This is a genomic window from Rhizobium sp. B230/85 (genome assembly GCF_019355735.1).
Classification (GTDB): domain Bacteria; phylum Pseudomonadota; class Alphaproteobacteria; order Rhizobiales; family Rhizobiaceae; genus Rhizobium; species Rhizobium rhododendri.
The window spans coordinates 249874-262914 of sequence record NZ_CP072156.1 but is presented as its reverse complement, the minus strand read 5'-3'; the positions used below and the strand labels follow the sequence as shown (position 1 = coordinate 262914).

At 60.9% G+C, this 13041-nt stretch carries 9 protein-coding genes; 4 read left to right on the top strand and 5 right to left on the bottom strand.

What is annotated here, in order from left to right:
• The first annotated feature begins 26 nt into the window (after window positions 1–26).
• Window positions 27–1853: an IlvD/Edd family dehydratase gene (locus tag J5289_RS01295; RefSeq protein ID WP_209185350.1), complete on the top strand. Its 1827-nt coding sequence runs from the start codon at window positions 27–29 to the stop codon at window positions 1851–1853.
• Between the two features lie 110 nt (window positions 1854–1963).
• Window positions 1964–2422: a hypothetical protein gene (locus tag J5289_RS01290; RefSeq protein ID WP_209185349.1), complete on the top strand. Its 459-nt coding sequence runs from the start codon at window positions 1964–1966 to the stop codon at window positions 2420–2422.
• Between the two features lie 73 nt (window positions 2423–2495).
• On the opposite strand, the gene putA is transcribed toward J5289_RS01290, so the two are convergent.
• Window positions 2496–6188 carry a trifunctional transcriptional regulator/proline dehydrogenase/L-glutamate gamma-semialdehyde dehydrogenase gene (gene putA / locus J5289_RS01285; RefSeq protein ID WP_247749823.1) on the bottom strand — a complete coding sequence of 1231 codons (3693 nt, stop codon included), beginning with the start codon at window positions 6186–6188 and terminating at the stop codon, window positions 2496–2498.
• 131 nt (window positions 6189–6319) lie between these two features.
• Here putA and J5289_RS01280 point away from each other — a divergent pair, with 131 nt between their 5' ends.
• Window positions 6320–6790 (top strand): Lrp/AsnC family transcriptional regulator, encoded by a 471-nt coding sequence (locus J5289_RS01280; RefSeq protein ID WP_247749230.1) that lies wholly within the window; start codon window positions 6320–6322, stop codon window positions 6788–6790.
• Between the two features lie 15 nt (window positions 6791–6805).
• On the opposite strand, the gene J5289_RS01275 is transcribed toward J5289_RS01280, so the two are convergent.
• From J5289_RS01275 to J5289_RS01265, 3 genes are all read right to left on the bottom strand, one after another.
• On the bottom strand, window positions 6806–7369 hold the full coding sequence (locus tag J5289_RS01275; RefSeq protein ID WP_209185347.1) for a HutD family protein: 564 nt from the start codon (window positions 7367–7369) through the stop codon (window positions 6806–6808).
• Window positions 7370–7421: 52 nt separating this feature from the next.
• Window positions 7422–8135, bottom strand: a complete 714-nt coding sequence (hutC, locus tag J5289_RS01270; RefSeq protein ID WP_209185346.1) for a histidine utilization repressor — start codon at window positions 8133–8135, stop codon at window positions 7422–7424.
• A 307-nt stretch (window positions 8136–8442) separates the two neighbouring features.
• Complete coding sequence (locus J5289_RS01265) at window positions 8443–9162, bottom strand: GntR family transcriptional regulator (protein ID WP_209185345.1); 720 nt, start codon at window positions 9160–9162, stop codon at window positions 8443–8445.
• Window positions 9163–9478: 316 nt separating this feature from the next.
• On the opposite strand from J5289_RS01265, the gene J5289_RS01260 reads away from it, so the two are divergent.
• Window positions 9479–10843, top strand: coding sequence for an LLM class flavin-dependent oxidoreductase (locus tag J5289_RS01260; protein ID WP_209187649.1), 1365 nt, complete (start codon window positions 9479–9481; stop codon window positions 10841–10843).
• A 77-nt stretch (window positions 10844–10920) separates the two neighbouring features.
• Here J5289_RS01260 and J5289_RS01255 read toward each other — a convergent pair whose 3' ends face one another.
• A complete protein-coding gene (locus tag J5289_RS01255) occupies window positions 10921–12690 on the bottom strand; it encodes a glucan ABC transporter ATP-binding protein/ permease (protein WP_142824590.1) in 1770 nt (589 codons plus the stop codon).
• Window positions 12691–13041 lie beyond the last annotated feature (351 nt).

Here is a 13041-nt window from a genome sequence, read left to right as displayed (position 1 = left end):
TTCATCGCCAATCGTGGATACCGTCAATGGACAAGAAAACACCCCGTTCCGTTCCGACCCCGTTGCCGGACGACGTGCCGCTGCGCTCGCGCGCCTGGTTCGACAATCCGCAAAATCCGGACATGACGGCCCTCTATCTCGAGCGCTACATGAACTTCGGCCTCAGCCTCGACGAGCTGCAGTCGGGGCGGCCGATTATCGGTATCGCGCAGACTGGCTCGGACCTGTCGCCCTGCAACCGCCACCATCTGGAGCTCGCCAAGCGCGTCCGCGAGGGCATCCGCGACGCCGGCGGCATCGCCATCGAATTTCCGGTCCATCCGATCCAGGAGACCGGCAAGCGGCCGACGGCCGGACTTGATCGCAACCTGTCCTACCTCGGGCTCGTCGAAGTGCTCTATGGCTACCCGCTGGACGGCGTGGTGCTGACAATCGGTTGCGACAAGACGACGCCGGCCTGTCTGATGGCGGCGGCCACGGTCAATATTCCGGCCATCGCGCTCTCCGTCGGCCCGATGCTGAACGGCTGGTTTCGCGGCGAGCGCACGGGCTCCGGCACCATCATCTGGAAGGCACGCGAGCTTCTGGCCAAGGGTGAAATCGACCAGAAGGGGTTCCTGAAGCTCGTTGCTTCCTCGGCGCCGTCGACCGGCTATTGCAACACCATGGGCACGGCGACGACGATGAATTCGCTGGCCGAAGCGCTAGGCATGCAGTTGCCCGGTGCAGCCGCGATCCCGGCCCCCTACCGCGATCGCCAGGAGATCTCCTACGAGACGGGCCTCAGGATCGTTGAGATGGTTCGCGAAGACTTGAAACCGTCGGATATCCTCACCCGTGAAGCCTTCGTCAATGCGATCAAGGTGAATTCTGCCATCGGCGGCTCGACCAATGCGCCGATCCATCTGAACGCGCTCGCCCGGCATATCGGCGTCGCGCTCGATATCGACGACTGGCAGACCCACGGCGAGGATGTTCCCCTGCTGGTCAACCTGCAGCCAGCCGGCGAATATCTGGGCGAGGACTATTACCATGCCGGCGGCGTGCCGGCCGTCATGGGCGAGCTTATCAAGCATGGCCTGCTCGACACCCATGCGATGACCGTGAATGGCCGCACTGTCGGCGAGAACTATTCGAACTCCAGGACAGAAGACGAAAAGGTCATCCGCCCGTTCGAGCGTCCCTTGAAGGAGCGGGCTGGTTTCCGAGTGCTGCGAGGCAATCTGTTCTCGTCGGCGATCATGAAAACCAGCGTCATCTCGCCGGAATTCCGGGCGCACTATCTCTCCAATCCCGAAGATCCGGATGCGTTTACCGGCCGGGCGATCGTCTTCGACGGGCCTGAGGATTATCATGCGCGGATCGACGATCCGGCGCTCGCGATCGACCTCAAGAGCATCCTTTTCATGCGCGGTGCCGGTCCCATCGGCTATCCCGGCGCCGCCGAGGTCGTAAACATGCGGGCGCCCGATTATCTGCTGAAGCAGGGTATAAACTCATTACCCTGTATCGGTGATGGACGCCAGTCCGGCACGTCAGGCTCGCCGTCGATCCTCAATGCGTCACCGGAAGCCGCAGCCGGCGGTACGCTGGCCCTGCTGCGCACCGGCGACATCGTGCGTATCGATCTCAACAAGGGATCGGCCAATATCCTTGTCGACGACGAGGAACTGGCATCAAGGCGCCGGGCGCTCGAGGCTGCCGGTGGCTATGCCTATCCCGACAGCCAGACACCGTGGCAGGAAATACAGCGCGCCTATGTCGGCCAGCTGGAAACCGGCGCGGTGCTCGAGCCGGCGGTCAACTACCAGCGTATCGCCCAGACGAAGGGAATTCCGCGGGATAATCACTAAGCCTGCAGCGGGTAGCCATCGCTGTCTAACTTTCATCCGCACAGGCTGTCTTGCCTCGTGGATGACTTGTCGTGCCGAATTCCCAAACCTCTCCCACAAAGGAAACATCCGTGAACAGGTTCAAATTCTCCAGCATGGCGCTCGTCGCCCTGTTGCTTTCCGGTGCTGCCGATGCCGCTGATTTTGCGGTCATGCCGTTGAAGGACGGCGATAGTTTCACCGGCTGCCTGGCGCAGAACATAGATGCCGGAGTTGGGCTGCTTGCCGTCGGCGACAAGGTCGTGCTGTTTGCCAATTCGCCCAAGTTCACCATTGCCAAAGGCGATGCGGTGAAAGGTACGTGGTCTGTGGATGGCGGGGCTCCGACGGACTTCTCCTCGACCGCCGATACCGACGCCACCGCCACCATTGACGTGCCGAACACGACCGAGGCGGTCACGGCGTTGACGACGGGCAAGACGCTCGCGGTCAAGGCCAACACCAATAGCGTCGAGTTTCCGCTCGAGGGTGTCGAGAAGGCGTTCATGGGCCTGACCGAGTGCATGCAGACCCAGAAGGCGCCTGAGTAATTCCCACCTATCCTGCAGGACAGATATCGGTGGCCGCCTCAAGCGGCCACTTTTCAAATCGGTGTCCGGCCGGTTAGCCGATCGACATCAGGCTGGCATTGCCGCCGGCGGCTGTCGTGTTGATGCTGGTCGAGACCTCTTCCAGCAGCCAGTGCAAGCAATAGCTCTCGGGTTTGTCTGACAGCTCCAGGCTCGATGCGGCCTGGACAATGATCAGAGGCCCCGGCAGCTGGGCGATCGCGGTATTGGTAGCCCGGATACGCTCCGCCTCGCCTTCGATCAGCGCACCTGCAAACGGCCCCGATGCTGTCCAGTCCGGACTGAAGGAAAATCTGGACGAAACGCTGGCTGGCAAGCTCTCCAGTGCTGCTTCCAACCCGGTCGATGCGTCGATGATGGCGCTGTTACCGGTGGCGAGCACAGCGGATAGCTGCCCATAGAGCCCATCCACCGTCTCCGGCATCAGCAGGATCGTTCCGCGCGGGTGCAGGGCGTAGAGGTTACGCTCGCCAACCGGGCCGGCAAGTTCCGATATCAGGCCGAGCGCGGACCAAAGGCCGCTCTCGCGGGCAGCGCTGCCGATCGCCTTGGCGTCTTTTCCATCCAGCCATTTGGCAAAATCGAGCAGCGCCGGATCGGTGTGGACAGAGCTGTGCTGCGGGGGCACTGGAGGTGTCGACACAAGGCGGCCGAGATAGAGCGGACCGCCGGCCTTGGGGCCGGTGCCGGATAGCCCTCTGCCGCCAAACGGCTGCACGCCGACGACAGCGCCGATGATGTTGCGGTTGACATAGAGATTGCCAGCTTTGACGCGGCTTGTCACATGGGCGATGGTTTCGTCCAGTCGCGTGTGCAGGCCAAAAGTCAGGCCGTAGCCTGTGGCGTTGATATCGTCGATCAGCCGGTCGAGATCGTCGCGCCGATAGCGCAGCACGTGCAATACGGGGCCGAAGACTTCCTGCTTCAGGTCCGACAGCTGGCGGAGTTCGATGATCGTTGGCGGAACGAACGTGCCGTTTGCGGTTTCTGCTGTCAGGGCGAGCTGCTCGACTTTGGCGCCGATGCCGCGCATGGCGTCGATATGCTTTTCGATATTGTTTTTTGCTTCAGCCGTGATGACCGGGCCGATGTCGACAGCTAGGCTGTCGGTGCGGCCGATGACAAGTTCGTTGAGGGCGCCCTTCAGCATGTCGAGCACACGGTCAGCCACCTCATCCTGCAGGCAAAGGACGCGCAACGCCGAGCAGCGCTGGCCGGCGCTGTCGAAGGCTGAAGCGATGACGTCGGCGACCACCTGTTCGGCAAGGGCCGAACTGTCGACGATCATGGCGTTCTGACCGCCTGTTTCGGCGATAAAAGGAATTGGCTTGCCGTTCTCCGAGAGGCGGCTTGCAAGCTGCGCCTGGATCAGCCGGGCGACATCTGTCGAGCCGGTGAACATGACGCCGGCAATGGCGTCGTTTTCAACTAATGCGGCACCGATCCGGCCATCGCCGGGCAGCAATTGCAGGGCGTCTGCCGGAATGCCTGCCTGATGTAGGATACGCACCGCTTCAGCAGCAATGAGCGGCGTCTCTTCGGCAGGTTTTGCCAGCACCGGATTGCCTGCGACCAGGGCCGCTGCAATCTGACCGGCAAAAATCGCCAATGGAAAATTCCACGGGCTGATGCAGACAATGGGGCCCAGCGCGTGGTGCGCAAGGCCAAGGGTGCGGTTGGCCTGCTCGGCGTAATACCGCAGGAAATCGATCGCTTCCCGCACTTCACCGATGGCGTTCGGCAGGGATTTGCCGGCCTCGCGCATGATCAGTCCCAAAAGGTCCGGCATCCGCTGCTGCAGCAGGTCGGCGGCGCGTAACAGGCACGCTGCACGTTCGGCCGTTGGCGTGGCGCTCCAGGATGCGGTGGCGGCAGTGGCGAGAGCGACGGCCTGCTTTACGTCCGCGTCGGTCGCCTCTGTGACGGTGCCGACGATGTCGTTGATGTCGGCAGGGTTGCGGACCGGCAAAGCGGGATTGCCGTTGTCGCGCGGCGGAACTGCGGTCCATTCGACTTTCGTGCCTTCGCGCAGCACGCTCGACAATTCTGACAACGTGGTTTCGTCTGAGAGATCGAGCCCGGCGGAGTTGCGACGTTCGCCGTAGAGATCGGCAGGGCGCTTGATCTGCTCATGACGGGCGCCGACTGTTGGCATTGCGCGGACGATTTCGACGGGATCGGCCGTCAGTTCGTCGATGGAAATGGCCGGATCGGCGATTCGGTTGACGAAGGAGGAATTGGCGCCGTTTTCGAGCAGCCGCCGGACGAGGTAAGCGAGCAGCGTTTCATGAGTGCCGACAGGAGCGTAGATGCGGCACGGCCGGTCGAGATTGCTGCTGCCGACGACCTCGTCATAGAGCGGCTCTCCCATGCCATGCAGGCACTGGAACTCATAGTCGCCGACCTTGAAGGCGGATCCGGCCATGGCGTGGATCGTTGCCAGCGTCTGGGCGTTATGGGTCGCGAACTGTGGAAACACGCGGTCCTTCGATGCCAGCAGCTTTTTCGCGCAGGCGATATAGGAGACGTCCGTGTAGATCTTGCGGGTATAGACCGGGAAATCAGCAAGACCGTCGACCTGCGCGCGCTTGATTTCGGCATCCCAGTAGGCACCCTTGACGAGACGAACCATGATGCGGTGCTTGGCCCGCTCTGCGAGATCGATGATGAAATCGAGCACAGCGGGGCAGCGTTTGCCATAGGCCTGGACGACGAAGCCCATGCCGTTCCAACCGGATAGATCGGGATCGAGGCGCAGGGCTTCGAGCAGGTCGAGCGACAGTTCGAGGCGATCAGCCTCCTCCGCGTCGATGTTGAGGCCGATATCGTAGCCTTTCGCAATGAGAGCCAGCTTTTTGACGGCCGGCAGCAGTTCAGTCATGACGCGGGTGCTCTGGGCGCGCGAATAGCGCGGGTGCAGGGCTGACAGCTTTATGGAGATGCCCGGGCCGCTATAAATGCCGCGGCCGGCGGATGCCTTGCCGATGGCATGGATGGCATTCTCGTAGTCGGCAAAATAGCGTTTCGCATCCGCTGCCGTGGTCGCGGCTTCTCCCAGCATGTCGTAGGAATAGCCGAAACCTCTGGCTTCCAGCGCACGCGAGCGGCGCAGCGCCTCGTCGATGGTTTCGCCGGTGACGAACTGCTCGCCCATCATCCGCATTGCCATGTCGACGCCACGGCGGATCACCGGTTCGCCGGCCCGGGCGATCAGCCGCGTCAGCGCCGCTGACAGGCCGGGATCGTTGACGGTGGACGTCAGCTTCCCGGTGACGACGAGGCCCCAGGTGGCGGCATTGACGAAGAGCGAGCGACCACCGCCGATATGCGAGCGCCAGTCGCCATTGGCGATCTTGTCACGGATCAGCGCGTCACGCGTGGCAGTATCCGGAATACGCAGCAGCGCCTCGGCGAGGCACATCAGCGCCACGCCCTCCTGGCTGGAGAGCGAATATTCATGCACCAGGCCCTCGACGCCGGAGCCTTTATGCTTGGCGCGCAGGGCGACGATCAGCTTAGTAGCGGTCTGTCTAGCGGCAGTGCGGATATCTTCGGGCAGAGTTGCCGCTTCCACCAGCCGCGGTACACATTCCATTTCCGGAATGCGATAGGCCGCTGTGATCGCCCGGCGTAGGGGTGTGGGTGGAGAAATGGGTGGGGCGAAAGCCGCAAAGATCGGCATGGTGCCAGCGGTTTCGACGGTCTTCTCGGGAACGGCTGTCTGCATCGCGGTCATCCCTGCCAAATGCGTAATTTCACGTGAATCGTTTATAGCATTGTGGCTGAAGTCGATCTGCCCTTATAGTTGGCATCGATGTTGCAGTTTCTCCGATTATTTATGCTTTTATGGTGAAATTGATGCCTGGCGACACTAATAGCGGTGAAATCGATCATTTCGATCGAAAAATCATGGATGCGCTTGTCGAAGACGGGCGGATGACGATCACCGACCTGTCGAAAAGGGTGGGTCTTTCGAAAACACCCTGCCAGGTGCGACTGAAACGGCTGATGGAAGACGGCTATATTCTTGGCTTCCATGCCAGGCTCGATCCGCAAAAACTCGGCCTCGATCACATCGCCTTCGCCGAGGTGAAGCTGTCCGATACGCGCGAGAAGGCGCTGGAGGAATTCAACAGCCGGGTCGCGAAGATCAAGGAAGTCGAGGAGTGCCATATGATTGCCGGCCAGTTCGACTATCTGCTGAAGGTCCGTACATCGGACGTCAGGAAATACCGGCAGGTGCTCGGCGAGAAGATTTCAAGTCTGCCGCATGTCGCGAGTACATCGACCTTCGTGGTGATGCAGGCGATCAAGGAGAGCGGCATCTGATGCGCTCGAATTCCCCTAGCCTATGGCGATGAGCAGGCCTTTACCGGATGTCTCGACGACAATATCCGTAATCCTTGCGCCCGAGAGATCCACTGTGTCGTGTCGCTGCAGCGCGATCTCTCGCGGACCGATGCGGAATGCCATCGGCGCCAGCGCAAACAGAAACGAGGTCTGCGACATAGCTTCCGATTGCGGCAGGTCGGAGGCCTCGATCCTTTTGACAGAATGCGCAATACCGCGTCTCGCCATCACATTCAGATCGGCGATCGGGCCATCCCGCAGGCGCCCGGAGGTCACAGTGTCGCCCGGAAAACCATAGGGTGCGGTGTTTTGGTCGAGCATCGCCGGCGCGCGGCCCTCGACCGATAGCTCAATGGCATCGCCGCCGATAACCGTGAGGATGCGGTCTATCCCCGGAAAGCGTGAGAAAGGACCGTCGGAGGCGACGGTTGCCATGCTGATCCGCCAGTCGAAATCGGCGTTCGGCACAGCAGATGCCATGACAGCGATTTCCAGCGTTTCCCCGCCGCCGTTTTTCCAGGGCATCCGCTTGTAGTCGCTGAGACGAAGGACGATCATGCTGGTCTCATGGTTCGGTATATCGGCTAATGTCTATAAGATTTTAGGGTGCTCATGCCGTCGCACTCAAGGGGCGGAAGACACCTGCGAACTGATAGCGGTCGCCGGGATGAATGATTTCAGCAAACGTCACGGTGCGGCCGCTCTGCCATGTCTGGCGGGATAGCACTAGGCAGGGCTCTCCCTTCTGCATATCGAGGGTTTTTGCCGTGCTGCTGTCGGCGGCAACTGCCCGGATGACGTGCCGGGCCTCCGACCATGGAACCTGTTCAAGCAGCCAGCTGCCGGGCGGTTTGGTCTCGAAGGTTTCGAAGCGCGCGCGCGGCACAGTGTCCAGCATGATGACCCGATGCTCGATAGCATGCGGCTTGTGATCAACGATGTGAAGGCAGGTGAGGCGCAACAGTTCCTTGCCGGCCTCCTCGCCGAGTTTCAGGGCCTCGGACGGGCCAAGGCGCTCGATCTTGCTCGACAGGATCCGAAATGTGTAGTCGTGCCCGGCAGTCCGGGCGTCCGCGCCGATATCCTGGATTTCCATGACGGTCCGGTCGATCTGCGGCGGTGCGACGAACGAGCCGGCGCGGCGCTTGCGCAGGATCATGCCGCGGTCGGCAAGCGCCGTAAGCGCCTTGTTGACGGTCATCCGCGAGCAACCGTACTCCCGTTCCAGCTCGTGTTCGAACGGGATGCGCTGGCCCGGCTGCCAGGTGCCGTCCATGATCTTGGTTTCGATGTCGTCGTAAATGCTCTGATGGATGGACTTCAATACAATCCCCGGTCCGCAGTGCAGCGATCGCCGTGCGCGACCGATGCTCGTGCCGCTATCGAACGCAAGCGGCGTCACCTCTGTTCGGTTTGTATATGCTTTTGAAAAAAACTCCACATTTTAGCAGAGCTGCGATTTGCCATATCGCTACCGCGAAAAATCTGCCAAAAGCCACCCGTCCGAAAGGGCAGGGCGCGATCGCTATCAGCTTTAGGATAGGATCGGGCGGGTAGATTGACGTCTCTCCTGCTGCTGCGAAACGACGTGGCCGTCCCTAAAAGCTCCCCCAATTCAAAAGTTTGCCGCATCAGCCGATCTTGAGATCGATCGGCTCCTGGAGGTGTCGCGCGACATAATCCTGGATCTGGCGGACGATCTGGGCGGCGTGGTCGATGGCCAGCCTGTCGGCGCGCTCGACATCGCCCGTCTCGATAGCGGCAATCATTTCCTCGTGTTCATCGACATACTGGCGGGGCAGACGATCGTCGAAGGTGGAATAATAGAGCCTGAGGATGCGCCGGCCCTCGTCGAGCAGCCGGGCAAAGAAATTGGTATAGTAGGCATTCCCGCCGAGTTCGGCGATCGCCACGTGAAATTCCCGATTGGCCTCGATCATCGCAAAGGCATCGCGCGCCTCGACGGCAGCGGCGAACTGCTGCTGGTGGGCCCGGATTTTCGCCATGCCTGCAGGTTTGCCACGCAGCGCAGCCCCACGGGTGGTGACGCGGTACATCAGCGCCAGCGCTTCGAAATAGGTCGGCAGCGTTGCAAAATCTATGGTGGCGACGATGGTGTTACGGTTCGGCAGCGTCGTGACAAAGCCATCGGCTGCCAGGCGCAGAAGCGCTTCGCGGATGGGTGTGCGCGACATCTTGAAACGCTCGGACAATCGTACCTCATCAAGCGGACTGCCGGGAGCCAGCACCATGGCTAGAATTTCACCGCGCAGCGCAGCATAGACGCTCTGCGTGCCGGAACCGCGCACGCGCGTCGTTTCCTCGCTGTCGTCTGTCTCGGTCTTTGCCATCAAGGCCTCGATTTTATGTTCAGGGTCTGGAGGGACATATAGCGGGCAACTGATTGCAATGCCAATTCCGTCCACTGATCATGCGTGATTTCGTTACTTGCTGCGGCGTGGCAATCGGCACTTCGAGAATTTCTCGGTTGCGCGCAAACTGGGTCGAATTTTTCATAGGAAGCATGTTGGAGAGAACGCCCCCCTTTGTCGGGGCTGTCATCGACCCTATGATCGCGCAGCGGCGCCATACGGCAGCCGTGTTGGTTGCGCGGAGGGATGTCATGGGGTCTGAGATTGTTCAGAAAAAGGGACTGGTGGCTTATCGATGACGACTGGAAAGAAGCATATCGTCCTCAATGCCTTCACTATGAACTCGGTGGGCCATATCAACCACGGCCTGTGGACCCATCCGCGCGACCGGTCCGTCGAGTATAAGACGCTGGACCATTGGACATCGCTCGCCAAGACCCTGGAGCGCGGCCTGTTCGATGGGGTCTTCCTGGCCGATATCCTTGGCGTCTATGACGTCTACGATAGCTCCGTGGACCTGACGCTGCGCGAAGCGATCCAGTTGCCGCTCAACGATCCTTCGCTGCTGATATCCGGTATGGCGGCGGTCACCAGGCATCTGGGATTCGGGGTGACGGTCAACGTCAATGCCGAGGCGCCCTATCTCTTCGCGCGCCGTATGTCGACGCTCGACCATCTCACCGGCGGGCGGATCGGCTGGAATATCGTCACCGGCTATCTCGACAGCGCCGCCCGGGCGCTCGGCCAGGACGCTCAAGCCGCTCACGACTCGCGCTACGACAGCGCGGACGACTACCTCGAGGTGCTCTACAAGCTCTGGGAAGGCAGCTGGGCCGACGACGCCGTCCGGGCAGACCGCGAAGCCCGCATCTACGCCGACCCGTCAAAAGTGCATGCCGTCAGCCACGCCGGGCCTTTTTACCAGATGAGCGGCTATCATCTCAGCGAGCCGTCGATCCAGCGGACGCCTGTCATTTATCAGGCAGGGACTTCGGGGCGAGGGCGGCAATTTGCGATCCGTCATGCCGAATGCGTTTTCATCACCGCGACCGACAAGGCGGCAGCACGCAAGACGTCGCGCCTGCTGCGAGAGGAACTGGTGGCAGCCGGGCGACGCGCCAACGACATCAAGATCCTTGTCGGCATCACGGTGGTTGCCGACCGCACATCGAAGGCGGCTCAGGAAAAATATGCGGACTATCTGCGCTATGCCAACCCGGAGGCCGGTCTGGCGCATTTTTCGGCAAGCACCGGCATCGATTTTTCCCGCTATGGGCTGGATGAAACCATTGCCTATGGCGGCCCGTCCAATGCCAGCCAATCTGCGGCGCAGGTTGCCCAGCAACGCGGCTGGACGAGACGGCAGTTGCTCGCTGAAATGACAATTGGCGGACGCTATCCGACCATCGTCGGTGATGGCTCGGAGGTTGCCGACGAACTCCAGGACTGGATCGTCGAGGGTGAGATCGACGGCTTCAACCTGACGCGGACGGTGATGCCGGAGAGCTACGAAGATTTCATCGAATACGTGGTGCCGGCGCTGCAGGATCGCGGCATCTACAAGACGGAATACGCAGAAGGATCGTTGCGAAACAGGCTGTTCGGCGAGGGCAACCGCCTTCCATCGCGGCACGCGGGGGCGTCTTTTCGAAGCCTGTAATCAGCAAACCGATATACAAAAAAGGCCGGAAGGAGATCATCCTTCCGGCCTTTTCGATTTTGTATGATGTTAAGCCCTTAGGCGGCTTCGTGGGTAGTGTGTGCCTTGCGGACTTCTTCGTCCGTGAGGATGCCGCTGGCCCGCAGCAGGGCTGCGAAGCGGCCGTTGCTCTTGCTCAGATCGTCGAAGCTGCCATTTTCCACGACCCGGCCATTTTCCAGGAAGAGGACGATATCGGCTTCGCGGACCGTCGAAAGGCGGTGGGCGATGATGAACGTCGTGCGGTTCTGGCGCAGGTTGTCGATGGCCGCCTTGACGCGGTTTTCTGTTTCAACATCCAGCGCGCTGGTGGCTTCGTCGAGGACCAGGATAGGTGCGTCCTTGAGGATGGCGCGGGCGATGGCAATCCGCTGGCGTTCGCCGCCGGAGAGCTTGTTGCCGCGTTCGCCCACCCGGGTGTCGTAGCCGTCGTCGCGTGTCTCGATGAAGTCGGCGGCAGCAGCAGCATTGGCGGCTTCCATGACTTGCTCGATCGTCGCATCTTCACGGCCCAGGCGAATGTTGTCGCTGATCGAGCGGTTCAGCAGACCGGCATCCTGGAAGACCGTCGCAATGCTGCGGCGCAGCGACTTGCGGGTGACCTTGGAGATATCCGTGCCGTCGACGAGGATCTGGCCGACCTGTGGGTCGAAGACGCGCTGGAGCAGGTTGACGAGCGTCGTCTTGCCGGCGCCGGTTGGGCCGACGATTGCAACCGTCTGGCCAGCCTTTACCGTGAAGTTGACGTCGTGCAGGCCCTGCGAGCTTTCGCCACCGAAGCCGAACGAGACGTTGCGGAACTCGACATCACCCTTGACGTCCTTGATCTCGGCCAGGCCTGCTGCTTCTTCACGCTCACGGACGGAGTCTTCCAGGGCGTAGAAGTCGACCAGCTTGGCACGGGCTTCGAAGATCTGCGTGGCGAACATGCGCATCTGGTCGAGACGGCCGATCAAGAGGTTGGCAAAGCCGATGAAGGCAATGACGTCGCCGACGCGCAGGCTACCGGCCTGGACCAGGGTGGTGCCGATGATCAGGATGATCATCATGGCAATGGTCGAGGCCATGCGGTTCAGGGCGCTGGCAAGTGCCCACCAGTCGAGAACAGGATACTGGGCAGCCAGCAGACGGTCGGCAAATGCCTTCAGCGAACGGGTTTCAGCTTCGATGCGGTTGTAGCTGTGCAGCACGGAGACGTTGCTGATCGAGTCGCTGACATGCGAAAATACCGTGTGATAGTGATCTTCGACAGAAGCCTGACCATCCTTGGTGCGGCTCATGACGACACGGCCGATCAGCCAATATGCAACGCCGAGCACGCCGAGCACTGCAGAAAGACGGATGTCCATCGAGATCGCGGTCGGGATGAGCAGAGCCAGTGCGACGACCGTCGACAGGTGGTTGCGCATGAATTCCAGCCACAGGCCGAACAGCGTTTCGCAGGCACGCAGCAGGGTGTGCAGGGCAGCGGACGTGCCGTGCTTGCTGTGCCACGACAGCGGCATGGAAATGATGCGACCAAAAGCTTCGGTCAGCAGCGTGGCGCGGCGGCCGTGCGCCAGGCGGTCGGCTTCACGCGCGACCACCACGAAGGCGATCGTGTTGAATACGGCGAAGGCGCCCCACATGATGAGGATCGGCTGAACCGGTGCCTTGGAAGACATTGCATCGATGATCTTGCCGAACAGGATTGGCTCAACGATGGTGATTGCGGCAAGCACGATGTTTGCGAGCACGACAAAAGAAACGCGGAGCCGGTAGGCGGCAAGATATTGCAAAGCTCTTGCGTAAACTCTTAAAAGCGACACGTCGATACCTCTTGTGCATCTGCGAATTCCGATGTTGTGAGCTTTACGATTTGCTACCTGAACCGGCGATTAACGAATCCTGACAAGGCGTTATCGGCACCATTTTCGTCGCTTTGGACCACTCCGCGACCAGCGATAAACCGGTTCTCCGAGGTCCCTCCATTCGGTCAGTCTTGCTGTTTTGCAGGCCCTCTCGCCCGGCATGACTTACCTTTGATCGATACGCGAAAATTCGCGGGTGACGCCTCCCGCATTTCCTGCAAAAATGAGGGGGTTAATTGCATGGGCTAAGTGTTGTTACCGCGCCTGACGATGGCGGCGCGGCTGCCGCACCCGGGCGCCAGGGGGTAT

What these genes read in the sequence shown, in the direction of transcription:
- putA (WP_247749823.1), bottom strand. Translation starts at nt 6,188, where the DNA reads ATGCAGACAGCCGTTCCCGAGAAGACCGTCGAAACCGCTGGCACCATG.
- J5289_RS01275 (WP_209185347.1), bottom strand. Translation starts at nt 7,369, where the DNA reads ATGATCGTCCTTCGTCTCAGCGACTACAAGCGGATGCCCTGGAAAAAC.
- J5289_RS01265 (WP_209185345.1), bottom strand. Translation starts at nt 9,162, where the DNA reads ATGGCAAAGACCGAGACAGACGACAGCGAGGAAACGACGCGCGTGCGC.
- J5289_RS01295 (WP_209185350.1), top strand. Translation starts at nt 27, where the DNA reads ATGGACAAGAAAACACCCCGTTCCGTTCCGACCCCGTTGCCGGACGAC.
- J5289_RS01260 (WP_209187649.1), top strand. Translation starts at nt 9,479, where the DNA reads ATGACGACTGGAAAGAAGCATATCGTCCTCAATGCCTTCACTATGAAC.
- J5289_RS01280 (WP_247749230.1), top strand. Translation starts at nt 6,320, where the DNA reads ATGCCTGGCGACACTAATAGCGGTGAAATCGATCATTTCGATCGAAAA.